At 41.4% G+C, this 16671-nt stretch carries 11 protein-coding genes; 1 reads left to right on the top strand and 10 read right to left on the bottom strand.

From position 1 onward, the window contains the following. Positions 1-357: 357 nt before the first annotated feature. The 7 genes from LQ216_RS00615 to LQ216_RS00585 form a co-directional block, all read right to left on the bottom strand. On the bottom strand, positions 358-3744 hold the full coding sequence (locus tag LQ216_RS00615) for a PA14 domain-containing protein (protein WP_230126196.1): 3387 nt from the start codon (positions 3742-3744) through the stop codon (positions 358-360). A 257-nt stretch (positions 3745-4001) separates the two neighbouring features. Continuing rightward, entirely contained in the window at positions 4002-5108 is a 1107-nt protein-coding gene (gene yjfF, locus LQ216_RS00610; protein WP_230126195.1) for a galactofuranose ABC transporter, permease protein YjfF, read from the bottom strand. Next, positions 5033-6043 (bottom strand): ABC transporter permease, encoded by a 1011-nt coding sequence (locus LQ216_RS00605; RefSeq protein WP_230126194.1) that lies wholly within the window; start codon positions 6041-6043, stop codon positions 5033-5035. Before LQ216_RS00605 ends, yjfF begins: the two co-directional genes overlap by 76 nt. Further along, positions 6024-7553 carry a sugar ABC transporter ATP-binding protein gene (locus LQ216_RS00600; protein WP_230126193.1) on the bottom strand — a complete coding sequence of 510 codons (1530 nt, stop codon included), beginning with the start codon at positions 7551-7553 and terminating at the stop codon, positions 6024-6026. The genes LQ216_RS00605 and LQ216_RS00600 overlap by 20 nt, the downstream gene beginning before the upstream one ends. Positions 7554-7846: 293 nt before the next feature. Then, positions 7847-9736 carry a substrate-binding domain-containing protein gene (locus tag LQ216_RS00595; protein ID WP_230126192.1) on the bottom strand — a complete coding sequence of 630 codons (1890 nt, stop codon included), beginning with the start codon at positions 9734-9736 and terminating at the stop codon, positions 7847-7849. Beyond that, a complete protein-coding gene (locus LQ216_RS00590) occupies positions 9733-10926 on the bottom strand; it encodes a response regulator (protein WP_230126191.1) in 1194 nt (397 codons plus the stop codon). The genes LQ216_RS00595 and LQ216_RS00590 overlap by 4 nt, the downstream gene beginning before the upstream one ends. 32 nt (positions 10927-10958) lie before the next feature. After that, on the bottom strand, positions 10959-12719 hold the full coding sequence (locus LQ216_RS00585) for a sensor histidine kinase (protein ID WP_230126190.1): 1761 nt from the start codon (positions 12717-12719) through the stop codon (positions 10959-10961). Positions 12720-12918: 199 nt separating this feature from the next. On the opposite strand from LQ216_RS00585, the gene LQ216_RS00580 reads away from it, so the two are divergent. After that, positions 12919-13380, top strand: a complete 462-nt coding sequence (locus LQ216_RS00580; RefSeq protein WP_230126189.1) for a hypothetical protein — start codon at positions 12919-12921, stop codon at positions 13378-13380. Between the two features lie 67 nt (positions 13381-13447). On the opposite strand, the gene LQ216_RS00575 is transcribed toward LQ216_RS00580, so the two are convergent. The 3 genes from LQ216_RS00575 to LQ216_RS00565 all read right to left on the bottom strand — a co-directional run bounded on the left by LQ216_RS00575 (position 13448) and on the right by LQ216_RS00565 (position 16498). Continuing rightward, positions 13448-14353 carry a nuclease-related domain-containing protein gene (locus tag LQ216_RS00575; protein ID WP_230126188.1) on the bottom strand — a complete coding sequence of 302 codons (906 nt, stop codon included), beginning with the start codon at positions 14351-14353 and terminating at the stop codon, positions 13448-13450. A 288-nt stretch (positions 14354-14641) separates the two neighbouring features. After that, positions 14642-15658 carry an ABC transporter substrate-binding protein gene (locus LQ216_RS00570; protein WP_230126187.1) on the bottom strand — a complete coding sequence of 339 codons (1017 nt, stop codon included), beginning with the start codon at positions 15656-15658 and terminating at the stop codon, positions 14642-14644. Positions 15659-16066: 408 nt separating this feature from the next. Next, on the bottom strand, positions 16067-16498 hold the full coding sequence (locus LQ216_RS00565) for a general stress protein (protein ID WP_230126186.1): 432 nt from the start codon (positions 16496-16498) through the stop codon (positions 16067-16069). Between the last annotated feature and the right edge of the window lie 173 nt (positions 16499-16671).

Below are 16671 nucleotides of genomic sequence, written 5' to 3'. Positions count from 1 at the left end.
AAACTAAAGTGAAAATGCGAATAGTTTCTAACTTAACTGGAGATTCACCTAAATAGCATAAAAAGAGGAGGCCGAAACGAACTAGTTTTGGATCAACGACCTTTTGATGTTACAGCCTCTTTACTCACAGTTGCATTATAAATTTATCTTCTCTTACAAGTAGTGAATAATACTCCACATCTCTGGATTGCTATTCATAGAAAAGAACCTCTAAAAGATTTAATTATAAATGTTTATAGAATGGTAGTAGAAAAGCATAAGCCACTTATTTACCCTATTCATAAAAGATATAAGGATATGGTCTATATCCTTATATCTTTCTGTATTTGACGTCGCTTATAGACTATTGTATTAGTTTTATTCCTGCCAAGTAAAATAATCAAATTTTGCTTTAAACTCTTTTCCACTGCCCGGGCTGGCGGCATAAAGCCCGATTTTGCTGCTTGATATGTCTGAGGTGATCGGGTCACTCGCTTTATGCCAATTTCCGTCATTCCAGAAGAAAGTGGAATAGACATTACCAGTTTTCTTGATTTTTAGATAGACAGTGTCCCCGCCTGGATGAGCGACTATATTCTGAGCCTTACTGTACCTAGTTCCCTCTTCCTTTGCTGTTTCAAGTTTTAGACCATTGTCCCATACATGGCCAAAACGGATATAATTATCCTCGTCCTGCCACACATACAAACCGGTCTGTTCATGGTTAGCACCGACAGAAGCATTCAGCTTCGTGGTAATTTCAAAGTCGCCGGCAGGAGCATCCTGCAAAAATACATTTTTAATGGAATTGTTTCCTTCATGAGAGTCCCCTTGTTGCGCCGTAATGGTTAAGCTGTCAGGGTTTTCCGTCAAATTCCACTTATCAGGATTGTCATGGAAAATGGACCAGCCGTTGCCTAATTCCTTTTGCTCAAAATGATCGATGCTCGCACCTTTTTCAATTGGCGGATTCATTTCGTACTTTAAATCCGCAATCGCTTTATTTAGCTTATCGATGGTATTGAAATGCTGCTCTATAGTTGATTCCTTATTGGAGTAAACGGAGTATGCTTCTCCAATTGTTCTCTTAAAGGACTTAATCGCAGCCTCAGGATATTCTCCTGGATCCGTACCTTCTTTAGCTTTTTTTGCGATAGTCGAGGCATCCTGTATTTTTTCAAGTAACACATAACGGGATGAAGCTGATTTAATTAACGATTGATTGGCTTCCCTGATTCTATCTGTCAATACTTTAGTAACTTTTCTATCATATGTGAGCAATCCATTTAGCTCACCTTCTACATCTGTCGTTTGGGTATAGACCGCTGCGCTCAATCCTTCGTTATGGATGAAGCTTTTCAATGATTTCGTGTAATCGATATACGTATCTGTGACTTCTTCTTTGCTGGTCTTGTTTGCATAGCTCCAGCCGCTTGTGCCCCATTCATGGCCCGGGGTCGACAAACCTAGGCCGCCGTACTCGCCGATGACGGCAATCCGGTTCTCTTCCACCCTTGGTGATCTTGGGTTAGGATACGTGTGCCAGTCGAGGACGTCCCCTACTCTTTCATCGGTCCAGCCACTCGCATTTGAAACGAGGCGTGTCGGATCCAGACTCTTGACCCAGTTTGTCATTCTGACTGTGTCATACTGGCCCCAACCTTCATTAAAGACGGTCCATAACACAATGGAAGGATGATTGTATCTTTCCTGAATCATCTCTTTGAATTCGTGTTCAAACTGTTTCAGGTCCTCTGGAGTTTTTCTTGCGCCGGCACCAGAGCCTTCCATGCTCGGCATATCCTGCCAGACGATCATCCCCATTTTGTCGGCCCAATAATACCAGCGCTCAGGCTCGACTTTGATATGCTTGCGGATCATGTTGAACCCTAGATCCTTTGTTTTTTCAATATCGAATTTCAGAGCTTCGTCCGTCGGCGCCGTTAAGCCGCCATCCGGCCAGTAGCCTTGGTCGAGCGGTCCGATCTGGAAGACGAATTCTCCGTTCAATAATGGGCGCAGCTTGTCACCTACTTTTCCGAGCGATATTTCCCTCATACCAAAGTAACTCTCCACCGTATCAACTACGTTATTGCCATCCTTCAAATTAATTTTCACATCATATAAGAAGGGATCCTCCGTTGTCCACAGACGCGGCTTCGGCACAGACACGACGAATGTTTCTCCTGCCTTCCCAGTTTGTGTGCCCACTTTTTTACCCTTTTGATAAACGATAGCCTCAACTGTCTTTCCATCGGCATTTATTCCTTTAACAGTCAGGTTCACTTTGTTTTCGTGAATATCCGTTACCGTTTTAACGGATTCAATACTTGCTTCTGAAACCGGCTCCAGCCAAACCGTTTGCCAGATTCCTGAAGTTGGCGTATACCAGATTCCTTCCGGGTTCGTGGTTTGCTTACCTCTAGCCTGGCCTCCGCTGGTCGGGTCATAGACTTCTACGATCAATTCGTTATTGCCCTTAACCAGATGGTCGGTAATATCAAAGCTGAATGTATCATATCCGCCGATGTGCTCCCCTACTTTTTTCCCGTTCACATATACATTCGTTTTCCAATCGACGGCTCCGAAGTTCAATTTGATTCTTTCTTTTTTCCAGTCCTTTGGAATCGTAAAATTCCGTTTATACCACATATGGCTTTCCGATCTTTCCACCCCGGACAAGGCGGTTTCTACCGCAAATGGAACAAGAATCGATTCGTTTAACTTTTTGCCGTTCGGGACTGATTCTCCTTCTGTTGCAGCTTGGAACTCCCATTTTCCATTCAGGTTAAGCCATTTGTCCCTTTTCATCTGTGGTCGTGGATATTCAGGGAGGACATTGTTTTCTTTCACTTTATCTGCCCAAGGGGACTTTATATTAAACTGGGAAAAATTCTGTACGCGGTTAAGGAAATTCGGTATTTCGCTACCTTCCTCAGTGAAAATCCCCCCTTTTCCGTCATACTTTACGAGTACCTGGTTGCCTGTTCGTTCGTATATAGGATGAGCCGTTTCAATTATGAGAGTGGAAGGGTCATTTTTCTTTAGCGAGAAGCTTTTGATTTCCCAACTGTTCCCATTGAGATTGATCGTTAAGTGTTCCTTTAGATTAGCAGGCAATTTCGCCAAAGGATGATTGAATTTCAATTCTACATGTTTCCCATCTTTCAACACTTGTGCGGTTTTTACGGTTTCGTTCGCTCCATAACCGTCAGGTAAGTAAAAGGCGCTACTAGGGACGATTTGTTTCTTCACACTATCGCTTGACCAGAACAATTTCAGGTTAGCGCCTCCAAAGTGTTCAAAATACTCAACTTTGATATCGTATTCTTTCCCTGCTTCTAATGAGATCGGTGCGCTTTTTTGCTCGATGTCCCATTTATCCTGCCAAAAATCTATCGCCAGTTTTCCGTCGATCCATACTCTAAAGCCGTTGTCTCCAATCATGTAAAAAGTATAATCCTCTGAATGTTCAGGAACGATCTTTCCCGTCCATCTAGCAGCCGTATTGTCATTTTGACCAGTAAACAGATCAAACACTGGATTTAAATCAGTAAAATTAAGATCATAATCCACAATGGTTGTTTTTAATTCATGAAAATCAAATTTTCCCGGTCCGCTTGATTTATAATATTCTCCTTTAAGCCCATGAGGCCGCACGTCATTTTCCGCTTTTGCTAGGGTGTGTGGTCCAGCATTAAGTCCGATTGCCAGTACGAATGCAACGGTTAAGGTTAAAAAACAGATCACGAGTGATTTTTTCATAGTTCTGTCTTGCCTCCCCTAATAGAATGGTCCTGCCAATTCGACACAAAGCTACTATTCTGCTATGCAAATATAAACCCAATCTTTAAAACTAGTTTTACTGCTCACCTCCGTATAATCCTTTTCGATTCAATACCAACTTTAACAAGATGACCGTAAAAAAGATTTACAATATGCGGCAACATTTTATAATTTTTTGGCTATTCTTGTATTTTGATAGATATACTTCCCTGTTAATTCCTTGCTGTTGCATTGATTCATATCGCGTGCTGCTGTGAGGCTTCCTTCTTGATGCTGTGTTCGGTTGCGGAAATAACTTTTTTCTTTGCCCTGCGGATGACGATGACTCTTTGCAAAATAATAAATAAAAACAGCAGAAATCCGACAGCAATTTTCGTCCACCATGAGCTTAAGGTGCCCTGGAACATAATGATCGTTTGGATGATCCCCATGCTGATGACTCCCAAAGTAGGTCCGATTAAATACCCTACGCCGCCAGTTAATAGGATACCTCCGATTACACACGCAGCAATCGCGTCCATTTCCATGCCCATTACATGCAGGGCGTAGCCGGATTGCATGTAAATCGTGAATACCAAACCTCCAAGTGCGGAGCAAAGTCCTGAAACCGTATAAACGATCACCGTCGTCCTCTTGACCGGAAGCCCCATAAGAGTCGCTGAACCGGCGTTTCCGCCAATCGCATAAACATTGCGGGCAAACCTTGTATATTTCGATGCATACATCGCGAAAATCACGACTAGAAGCGAAATGCAGGCACCCAGGGAAAGATAATTCTCGCCATATACATACACCTTAAAATCCGAAAGCGTTGTAAAGATTGGATCCGTGATCTCTATGCTTTCTGTATCGATCAGATAGCTTAGTCCCCTGGCAAAAAACATTCCCGCAAGCGTAACAATCCAGGGGTGGAGATTAAATCTGTAGATGAGGTATCCCTGGGCCGCTCCAAAGATGAGCCCGATCAACAATATAAGGCCGATAACCAAAAATGCGTTGACGCCTTGCTGCAAAAGGTAAGCCGTAACCATGCTAATAAACGCGACAAGGGATGCAACAGATAGATCAATGCCGCCGGTTATGATAACAAAAGCCATCCCTGTCGCGACGATGATCAGATATGCGTTATCAATGAACAAATTAAGGAATACCTGCATGCTAAAGAACCCAGTGAAAGAAAACGTCCCATAGGCATAGAGCAAGGCAATCAGCAAGAGAGTTGCAAACACGATGATATTTTTTTCATTGATTCGGAGACCAAGCCGCTTCATGCCGCATTCACCTTCTTCTTCATTGTTGGTTGTTTGAACATCTGCCTGAATTCCGGCGATTGCAATAGACAAACAATGATAACCACTATTGCCTTAACAACCATCGTGATTTCTGGCCGGATTCCCATCGAATAAATCGTCGTCGATAGCGTCTGGATAAATAAAGCGCCAACGAGCGTTCCACCCAGATAATATCTTCCTCCACGCATTGATGTCCCACCGATGACAACCGCGAGTATTGCATCCAGTTCAATCCAAAGCCCGGCATTATTGGCATCGGCACTACTGACATTCGCACAGACGATCAGCCCGGCAATGGCCGCGCAAACTCCGGAAATCATGTAGACGATGAGAATAATCCGTTTTGGCTGGATGCCTGTATAAATGCTTCCGGTCATATTGGCACCGATGGATTCAAGAAATAAACCTAAGGCTGTTTTCTTCTTCAAAAATAGGATGATAAATAAAACGGTCAACCCGATAAAGATCGAAAACGGCAGACCTAACAAGAATCCCTTGCCGATATACTGGAAGGCTTCGTTATGAACGGTGAGAATCTGCCCATCTGTGATTAACTGTGCGATTCCCCTGCCGACTGTCATTAATATCAGTGTCGCGATCATCGGCTGGATTTCGAAATAAGCCACCAACACACCATTCCATAATCCGCAAACCACCCCAATCAATAGGGCCGCGATAATTGCCGTTGAAACAGAAGCGTTATTGTTTAACAAATCAGCGGACGCAGCAGCTGCTATCGCCAAGACCGAGCCGACAGATATATCGATCCCTTCTTTAGCGATGACAAGGGTCATGCCAATTGCGATGACAAGCAGCGGTGTGACACGGTTGAGAATATCGATGGTGCTTCCAAATAAATGGCCATCTTTCACTTCGATCGTGAAGAAGCCAGGAATCATGATTGCATTGATTAAAAGCAGGAGAACAAGAGCTGCCAGCGGCCAAAAAATCTTTGCCCGTAAAAAGCTATCCATGGCTTGCTTCAACTAAATCAGCTCCTTCCGCAATCATCTCCATAATGTTTGAGACAGTCATACTCGCACCCTCTAATTCTCCAATTAAATAACGGTCCCTTAACACAAGGATCCGATCACAGCAGCCGACCATTTCTTCAAGCTCCGCAGAGATGAACAAAATCGTCATTCCTTCCGCTGCAAGCTCCAAAATTAAGTTTCGGATTGCCGCCTTCGTACCTACATCAATCCCCCTTGTGGGCTCATCCAAAATCAATAATCTCGGGTTCGTGGCTAGCCATCTTGCCAGGATTACTTTTTGCTGGTTTCCCCCACTTAAGTTATCGATTCTTTGTTCCATGCTCGGCGTTTTGATTTGCAGGAGATTGATATATTTAGTGGCTATTTCTCTTTGTTCTTTTTGGGGAATATACCGAAAAACTCCACGCTTTGCTTGCAGTCCGAGGATGATATTCTCGCGAATCGTCAACTCACCGATGACTCCTTCAACCTTGCGATCTTCCGGACAAAAGCCCATCCCCTTTGCAATCGCAAGCTTTGGATTCATCGATTTAATTTCCTGGTTCTCGATCTCAAGAACGCCATCATCGGATTTGTCGATGCCAAATAACAGTTTAGCAAGCTCCGTCCGTCCCGATCCCAACAGTCCTGCAAGACCTAAAACCTCTCCCTTTCTTAATGAAAGCGTCATCGGATTGATGCTTCCTTTCTTTTCGAGATCATAGGTGTGAATGAATTCGTCTGCTCCCGTTTTCGGTGCCCTTACCTTTTCATTGACTACTGTTTCCCCCCATTCTTTGCCGATCATTTTCGAGACAAGCTCCGTTTTCGTGAGCTGTTTCGTTTCGTATTCCCCAATCCACTGGCCGTTCCGGAGCACCGTTACCCGGTCGGTAATTTCAAAAACCTGGTCAAGAAAATGGCTGACAAAGACAATCCCCATGCCCTCACTTTTCAAATTCCTCATAACCGCAAATAGCTGTTCGACTTCATTTGTATCTAAACTTGAGGTAGGTTCATCCAAAATTAAAACCCCGCTTGAAATATCGACTGCCCTCGCGATGGCAACCATCTGCTGAATTGCAGTTGAATAAGAAAGTAACGTTCTCCTGACATCAATGTTTAACTGTAATTTCTCTTCCAGCAGTTTTTCAGCTCTCCGGTACATTTCATTCCAGTCAATTCTTCCACATCGCTTCGGCTCTCTGCCAATATAAATATTTTCCGCGACCGATAAATTTTCACAAAGATTAACTTCCTGATATACCGTGCTAATCCCGAGTGCCTGTGCCTCTTCTGTAGAACCGGGATTTATCGGCTGGCCCGCCAGAAAAATTTGCCCCTCATCCTTTTCATGCACCCCTGTCAGCACTTTGATCAGGGTGGACTTACCCGCCCCATTTTCTCCCATTAACGAATGAATTTCCCCCTTTCGCAGAGTGAAATTGACATGCGTTAAAGCTTTGACCCCAGGAAAGGTCTTGGAGATATTTTCAGCCTCCAGTAGAATATTAGACTCCATAAAAAGCACCTACTTTGTTTATTTAACGTACCGTATTGGTCTCTTAAGAGCTGAGGTTATGTAAAAGTATAGGAAATAAGTCGGGAGAAGTATTTAAAAAAAAATAGCATTTTTTGTGATTTTCAATTAAATTTATAAAGAAAACTCGTCGATTGACGAGCCGTAAGGCAGAGATTAGACGTAGTTGCACTTATGCAGGAAGGAAAATATACTTTCCTTCCTGCTAAAAAATAACCCTCGGCACAGTGCGAAGGTCATGATGAACAATATTATCTTTATGGTATTAAAGACGATTAATAATCTCTGCGGTACAATTCTTTTTTTGCCTGATTCTGGGTAAATGTTTCTTCTGAAGTGATGATTTTTTTAGGGATTTCAATGCCGCTTGCCAGGTCTTTGATCGCCTTCATAAGCTGAGGTCCAAGCAACGGATTACATTCTACCGTAAAATTCATCTTGCCTACGCTTAATGCGCGGAAAGCTTTATCGGTAGCATCTATAGAAATGATTTTGATATCTTCCCCCGGTTTTAGCCTATATTCTTCTATTGCTTGAATCGCACCCAAAGCCATGTCGTCATTATGGGCGTATACCACGTCAATCTTTTTCCCATATGCTTTCAAGGCCTTTTCCATCATTTTTCTTCCTTTTAGCATCGTAAAGTCACCAGAATATGCCTTTAAAAGCTGAAATTTCAAATTGCCTTTTATTGTTTCTTGAAATCCCTTCTTTCGGTCTTTTGCTGGCGCTGAACCTTTGGTGCCTTCAAGTTCGATAATATGTACCGGGGATTTCGCCGATTTAGAATCTGATACCAGCCATTTGGCCGCCCGTTTTCCTTCCTCCTCAAAATCCGAGCCGATAAACGATGTCCAAAGGGACTGGTCATCGACATTTATTTCACGGTCCATCAGGATAACCGGAATCCCCGCCTTCTTTGCTTCAGTCAGAACCGCGTCCCATCCTTGCTCCACTTTTGGTGAAAATACGATTATATCTACCTCTTGTTTTATAAACTCACGAATGATATCAATCTGTTTGCTTTGATCATTTTCCGCATTTTTTACCTTAAGCTCGATACCGGCTTCTTTTGCTGCTGAGATCACTGATTGGGTATTTGCGAGGCGCCACTCGCTTTCAGTGCCCAATTGCGCGAAGCCCAGCTTTATGTTTCGTTTCTTTTCCAGGACCAGTTGATCAGTCTGATCGTTACCTTCATTTAAGTAATGGTCCACGTTGTCTGCGGTGACTTCATGGTCTCTGACAATAATTTTTTTGGGCAAACCTGGAACGTTATGTAAGATGTCGATGGCATACTGTGCTGCCTTACTTCCGCCGGTCGGTGTGACAAAAGTAGTGTCAATGATCCCTTCTTTGACCAATTGAAGGCCGCCATTTTCTTCATTTATGCCATCACTGCCTATGATCCGGACCCCATTAAGCTTTTCTTCCTTAAGGGCTTTGTATGCTCCATAAGCCATGGCATCATTATGAGCATAAATCAAATCTGGTTTTATTCCTGAAATTAACAGCCCTTTCATTTGGTCTTCAGCTTTATCCTTTAACCAGTCAGCATATATCGTCTCGGTTATCGTATAATTTGTTTCCTTGCCGATCATTTCGTTAAAACCTTTACTTCGTTCCTCGGCTTGAAGGGAACCCTTCATACCTCGCACTTCAACGATTTCTCCCTGCTTATTCCCTAATAGTTTGATTGCCTCCTTTGCCGCCATTTTCCCATTAAAGTGGTTGTCAGATCCGATATATAGCGTATAATCATAACCTTTAACACCTCTCCCCAAAACAATGACCGGGATTTTTGTATAAACTTCTGTTATCACCGGAGTTAATGCGGATGAATCATCAACCGACACGATTAATAGATCGATTCCGTATTTAATCATCGTCTCGATATCTTCCACCTGCTGATCGGCATTCTGTGCCGCATCTGTAAAAATGACCCTCGCGTCCCCATGTTGTGCAATTTCTTTTTTGATCTCCTTGTTCATTTGGATTTGCCAGGAACCGTTCAAATTCGGGTGAGACACGCCGATCAAGTATTTAATCTGTCCATTTGAATGGACACCTTCATTTTTAGCATCATTTTGTAATACTGCTGCAACCACTAGCGCTGACCCCAAGAAGAGAATTGTAAGTGTGGCGAATACCTTATTCGTTCTCACTGCATATATCCTCTCCTGTAGGAGCTCGGAGACTTACCTACAACTTTCTTAAACGCATTGCAGAAATAATGCTGTGTGCTGTAACCCACCCTCTCTGAAATTTCATAAACCTTCAAGTAGGGATCTTTCATCAGTAAGAGTGCTTTGTCTATCCTTACCTTCGTTAGGTACTGGATAAAGGATGCGCCTAATTCCGTCTTAAATTGCTTGCTCAAATAGGTAGGGCTGACCTGGGCATAATTCGCCAATTCGTTCAGCGATAAACTCGTATCCGCATAATGTTGATCGATATAATTTTTTGCTAGAATCACAATCGGTGACATCTGATGAACAGTATTTAGTTGCTGGTATAGTTCTTTATAAACAAGAGGAATGTGCGCTGCGTGATCTGTAACCTTTTCACAGTAAATGATCACCTTGCCTATAAACGTTTCCGTTTTTTCCTTAATGGCAAGATTGATTTCCGCAAGCTTTGTTGCTTGTTCCTCAGGCACAATAATGACGACATTTCCGCGCTGGTCATCGAAAAACTGAGCATAAGGTATGTCTGTCAAAATATCTTTTATGATATTTTTCAAGGAAAACAGCAGCAATTCATCACTCCAGAACTTATCAACGGCATGAATATCGACGACATCCCTGATTTTAATGACTGAAACCCCGACTGCTCCAACGAATTTAATATCGAATATATGAAACTCTTCTGCATCCTCTTCAATTGGAATAAATCCTGTCACCCATTTTTGCAGAAAATCACTTTTCAACAGATCTTTATTGCTCTCAAGTTGCTTATTACGGTTGATGTTCTGGCTATTGATTTGCAAAGTAGAAACGGCTCTTTCCACAACGCTCTCGAGTTCGGTAACATTTACAGGTTTTAGCAAGTAATCAAAGACTTTCATTCTGACGGCCTGCTTGGCATACGTAAATTCATCGTGTCCTGTGATGATTATGAAAAGAGAGTCGGGAAGGTTGTTTTCCAATTGTTTTATTAAATCAATTCCATTTAGAAAAGGCATACAAATATCAATTAAAAGCAAATCGGGCTTTAATTGTTTGGCCATGTCCAGGGCAAGCTCGCCATCCTCCGCTTCCCCGACAATGTCGATTGAAAACTTCTCCCAGTCAACAGCTCCTTTTAATCCTCTTCGTATAATGGTTTCATCATCTGCAATTAATAAATTCCACATATGATACCTCCGATTAAATGAATTGAACCTGATCATGACTGAACAGGAATATGTATGCTAACAACGGTCCATTCTTGATACAAACTTTCAATGGAGAGGCCGTAATAGGAACCATACACGAGCTGAATCCGTTCATTTACATTGAAAAGTCCATATCCATTGTGCTGATCCTTGGTTAAATGGTTAACATCCAAAAAAGCGTTCAGCTCTTGCACTCGTTCTTCTGGAATACCAATCCCTGTATCTTTAACTCTTAGAAACAAAGATTCTCCTTCTTGTTTCACACTAATATAGATTTTTCCTTTCCCGCGCTTATTTCGGATTCCATGATATATCGCGTTCTCTACAAGCGGCTGCAAAAGAAGTTTCAGAACTTTATAGCTTTTTACGTGTTCATCCACGTTAATCTCGTATTCCAGTTTGGATTCATACCTTGTCATTTGGATAATCAAATAACTTTCGACATGTTGTATTTCTTCATGCACCGAAATGATTTCATTACCTTTATTCAAACCAATCCTAAATAGAGTTGTAAGCGCTTTAACCATATCCACTATTCGATTGGCTTTGTATTCATAAGCCATCCATTGGATGGTATCGAGTGTGTTATAGAGAAAATGCGGTTTGATTTGTGCCTGCAATATTTTCAATTCGGCTTCACGCTTATTCTTTTGTTCCGTGTAAACGAGCTGAATGAGTCTGCCAATTTCCTCGATCATCCTGTTGTAACTTCTGCCAAGCTGGCCGATTTCGTCGTCATACTTAGAATGAAACTGAAGGTCAAATCTGCCCTCTTCCACATTTTTCATCAGCTTTCTAAGTTTATTAACGGGTTTTATGATGGACCTGGTAAAGAACCAGGAGACGATAGCAGCTAGAAGCAAAGTCAGTACGGCAATGAAAACGGTATAAAGCTGTACGCGGGACACAACAGCCGTGGTTTCATCTAAAGAAAAGACGCCGACCACTTTCCAATTAATCGATGGGTATGTATTGTAAATAATATGATACTTATTTTCGTCAATCACTTGATGGATAGTGCCATTATTGCTTTTCAAGAACCATTCAGGGTTGATTCTATATACAACAGGATTCACAGGGGAGTAAACAACATTCCCGGCTTTATTAAGGATAAATATAAAACCGGTTTCCCCTAACTTTATCGATTCGATGATTTCTTTAATAAAGTCCAGCTTTAGATCGATTAGGATAACACCAATTACCTTATCTGTTTCAGGGTCCTTGATGGCTTTTACAACGGACAAGAGGTTGTTTACCTGATAATTCGACTTTCCCCTGATATTTCTACCAACAGGATTACTTATTAATTGGATCTTTTCCGGGGACTGGGCAGCCTGCTGATACCAATACTCTTTAGTAAGGGAATCCCTCGAGACCGGAAACATATCATTACTGGCAAATTGATTGTGCTCATTTACCAGTAAGACTCCTGCCATTTCAGTATGACGGCTTTTATAGACATCGATCTGCCGATTGATCTTTCCCATCAATTCTGCCGAAGGTTTTTCCTCATTCCAAAATTGTTGGATGTTTTCTTCCATGGAGAGATAGTGAATTATATTATCATTTTCATCAAGAAGCGACTTAATATTACTCCAGACCTGTTCCATCATTTGCACAGTATATGAATTGGCTTCCTCTTGAAGAGATTTCTTATAAATGCTGCTACCTAATAAAGTCAGTGTTGAAATGCAGAGAATGATAATGACAAAAAAATAAAATAAGAGCTTAAACCCAATACTTTTATTATTAAAATATGACAATACACTCATGTCTTTTTTCTCCAGATTAGGTTGTATAGCTTAATTATTTTTCGAAAATTCAAATAAATCAAGAGGCTTTTGGGTAAACATTTTTTTCATCTCTTTTTTATAAGCACAAACGCTATCGGGATATGCGGGGAGAACCGCACCGTAAGCAAATGAAATAATATATTAATAGTGGGCTAGAGATAAGACCCTTATTAGGGTGTTGAAGGACAAAACGGGGCTTGCGGGCCAGGGAATTGTCCTTCATAAAGGTCATCAAGGACAAAACCGGGCTTGCGGGTCAGGGAATTGTCCTTCATACAGGTCATCAAGGACAAAACTGGGCTTGCGGGCCAGGGAATTGTCCTTCATACAGGTCATCAAGGACAAAACGGGGCTTGCGGGCCAGGGAATTGTCCTTCATACAGGTCAGCAAGGACAAAACGGGGCTTGCGGGCCGGGGAATTGTCCTTCATACAGGTCATCAAGGACAAAACCGGGCTTGCGGGCCAGGGAATTGTCTTTCATACAGGTCATCAAGGACAAAACTGGGCTTGTGAGGCAGGAATTGTCCTTCATACAGGTCATCAAGGACAAAAGACGGCTTGCGGGTCAGAGAATTGTCCTTCATACAGGTCATCAAGGACAAAACGGGGCTTGCGGGCCAGGGAATTGTCCTTCATGACAGGTGTTGAAGGACAATTCTGCTCTTTATAGAGTTAAGAAATAAACAGTGATTGATCTATGAAGTTTTATTCGTAGAAGGCCCATCGATGAACCCCTTCTACTTTTAAATTTTTTTCAAGAATCCTTCTTATCCTCTTTTTAGATGTCACCACTTTACACCACTGATGAATAACATTTGTATTAATCCTTCGATCTGGAAAAAGAAGCTTAAACTCATTCACATTCCGCATTACCGCAGTTGCAACTACTTCTTCATGCCCGCATTCTTTACAAACACATTTCCTTTCCTCGACCGAAATTGAAAAAGAGGTGCACTTGAAACAAGAAATTCCTTTTCGCAGTTGGTCAAAATTATATGACGGTATTAACTTAAAAGGAGAGTCTTTAATATGAAGTGAAGTCAATTTATCAGCTAACATCTTATGATTTTTATTTAATTTTGTAGATATTTTATCCAGGTTCTTTAAGTATCTATTAACCTGAGTTGGGAAAATAAATGATTTGTTGCGAGGGGTTTGGTATAAAGTAAATTCGGGGTTGATAAAAACGACTGAACCATGAATGGGCATGTTTAATCCATGTTTTTGGAGCAGCTGGCGCAATAAAGATTCGCTTCTCTTCAATTGGTTTAGTGGATTATTAATTTCAGTTTCGGAGACCATGTATAATCTATCCGATTCATAATAATAATCCCCTTCATAGTTCTTCACTTCGAAAAAGTAAATGGTTTCGGAAGTAATAATCAGTGAGTCGATTTGGAACAAGGTGCTATTTAGTTTGAGCAGCAAATCATTTAATATCATGCATTCGCACTGAAGCTTTTCTAACAATGAATCAAATTTTTTCTCGCCTTCGTAACCTTTTTTTAAATTGAAATAGCGCTGCTTGTCTTTATCAGACAAACTCATTCGAGTATTTAAGAATTCCAGAATGAGTAATTCAGCAGATTCAGTACGACATTTGTAAGGCATAGCTCACATCCTTTCTTATTTTCGAAGCTTCAAAACTATTATAAATTATACCTGTGCAATATCTTAAATAAAAAAGTATTTTTTTGAAAATTTCTCTATACATAAAGCCATTATTTGAGGTTACCTAGGAACCTCCTTCTGTAAGTAGCAGGTATCCTCAGCTACTTTCAGAGAAAAATCGAAAAATAAAAAGCAAGTGGAGAAAAACTGCTCGTTTTCTCAACTTGCGTCATTTTAGTGACTTATCAGACAGCCCGTATACATTTGGTTATTAACTTTTATTTTCCGTTAATATTTTCTAGTAGGCAAAGCTTCTTCAGCGGCTTCTTTTCCAACAAACACCGATTCGTCAGTCTTGATCCACCTTTCTATTTCTTTGCCTGCCTTTAAATCTTTAACAGCCTGCGCGAGTTGCGGCCCGAGCAATGGGTTACATTCTACGATAATATTCGTTTTCCCCTGTGCAGCAGCTTCAAAAGCATCTTTAATTCCATCAATGGAAACGACCTTAATATCTTCACCCGGCTTTAAACCATACTCTTCTATCGCCTGGATCGCTCCCATCGCCATGTCATCATTATGGGCATAAACGGCATCAATATTTTTACCGTCAGACTTCAAGAATGCTTCCATTACTTCCTTGCCTTTTGCCCTTGTGAAATCCCCTGTCTGTGATTTGGTTATCTTGAAATTCGGATTAGCCTTTAATCCATTTTCAAAACCTTTTTTACGATCATTGGCCGCGCTTGCTCCAACCGTCCCTTGAAGTTCAACAATATTTGCCTCTTTATCTTCGCCGATTAACTTAATCAGTTCTTTAGCAGCGTTTTCACCCTCGAGTATGAAATCAGAACCTATGAAGCTTGTATACAAGGATTCATCATTAACCTTAATGCCTCTGTCGAGCAGGATAACCGGAATATCGGCATCCTTCGCTTTCTTCAAGACGCTCTCCCATCCCGTTTCTACAACAGGAGCCAAGGCAATAACATCCACTTTCTGGGCAATAAAGTTTCTGATCGCTTTAATTTGATTTTCTTGTTTCTGCTGTGCATCTGAAAACTTCAATTCAAAATCCGGACTATTCCCAAGTGTTTCTTTAATGGACTTTGTTTCGGCCGTTCTCCAGCCGCTCTCTGCTCCAATCTGTGAAAATCCGACTACGATCTTCCCGTTCCCGTCCTTTTTTCCTCCGCCGGATTCTTCAGTCTTGCCGCTGCTGGATTCTTGATTACAACCCGCAAGCATAAGCATGGCCATCAATAAAGCAAGCATAAACATGGATGCCTTTTTTGCTCTTTGCATACAATGTTCCCCCTTTGGTTTATTACCTTAACACTACAAAGAAATAGGAAAAAAGTATTTACAAAAAAACACCATTATTTATAATTTTCTTGGGTGTATAGGTTTTTTTAAATGAATATCCTTATACGCGAATAAAAGGAGTTCGGCTTTTCGAGGGTATCACTGTTTATATCCAGGGAAGTAGGGACTTAATCACTATGAACCCGCATTGTCTTGATATTAATATAGAAAATAAAGATTGAAGCGACCCCGTTTTTCGGGTTATTGCTGGGGACCTTTTCTACACCTAGTACTCAAAAATGGCCTATTATTCCACTCGAATGGAACAATAGACCATTTAATTGCTTAAGTAGTTGTTATTATTTTATTGCTCAAAAAAAGGATTGCAAAGGTTACTATATTACGGAATTACTCCGTTACCATTACAAGAATTTTCCCTTGTTTCACTTCGTCTTCGTATTGTCGAGCCTCTTCCTCCGTCAGCCCCGTATCCTTTAAAGCCTCCGTTAAACTGCCGGATTTGGTAGCCAGGCCTGCGGCGGCTCCACCTAGTGTGGTAAATATCGGCCCTGCTGCTAAAATCGGGCCAATTCCCGGAATGGCAATGGCGCTCAACCCGACAAAAAGACCGGCTAAGCCAATCGCTCCACCTGTTGTTGCCCCGGCTATCAATCCATCCATATCCTTCGATTCCACTTGCTCAGCTTCTGGTCCCAATTTTTCGGTATTTTTTGCGACAAGAGAAATTTCGTCCATGCTGTAACCTTTCTCTTTTAAATCCTCCACGGCCGCATGTGCCTGTTCTTCATTTTCATAAACACCTATGACTCGTTTTTCCATGATGATTGGCTCCTTTCATGACTTACTTACTAAATACCCTTTTATAGAGGCTTCAATCAGGGGATTTGCTGGTGGATTCTTTATGGATTCGCAAAACTCTTAATAATTTGATTCACAACAAGCATTTTAGTTTTTGTATCTCATGCTAGACTAATCAATAAATATATACATAA

The organism is Bacillus sp. CECT 9360, from assembly GCF_918741275.1.
In the GTDB taxonomy this organism is placed as follows: domain Bacteria; phylum Bacillota; class Bacilli; order Bacillales; family DSM-1321; genus Peribacillus.
The sequence above is the reverse complement of the archived record's forward strand: the minus strand, read 5'-3'. Positions and strand labels throughout refer to the sequence as shown.

What these genes read in the sequence shown, in the direction of transcription:
- LQ216_RS00615 (WP_230126196.1), bottom strand. Translation starts at nt 3,744, where the DNA reads ATGAAAAAATCACTCGTGATCTGTTTTTTAACCTTAACCGTTGCATTC.
- LQ216_RS00600 (WP_230126193.1), bottom strand. Translation starts at nt 7,553, where the DNA reads ATGGAGTCTAATATTCTACTGGAGGCTGAAAATATCTCCAAGACCTTT.
- LQ216_RS00590 (WP_230126191.1), bottom strand. Translation starts at nt 10,926, where the DNA reads ATGTGGAATTTATTAATTGCAGATGATGAAACCATTATACGAAGAGGA.
- LQ216_RS00585 (WP_230126190.1), bottom strand. Translation starts at nt 12,719, where the DNA reads ATGAGTGTATTGTCATATTTTAATAATAAAAGTATTGGGTTTAAGCTC.
- LQ216_RS00575 (WP_230126188.1), bottom strand. Translation starts at nt 14,353, where the DNA reads ATGCCTTACAAATGTCGTACTGAATCTGCTGAATTACTCATTCTGGAA.
- LQ216_RS00570 (WP_230126187.1), bottom strand. Translation starts at nt 15,658, where the DNA reads ATGCAAAGAGCAAAAAAGGCATCCATGTTTATGCTTGCTTTATTGATG.
- LQ216_RS00565 (WP_230126186.1), bottom strand. Translation starts at nt 16,498, where the DNA reads ATGGAAAAACGAGTCATAGGTGTTTATGAAAATGAAGAACAGGCACAT.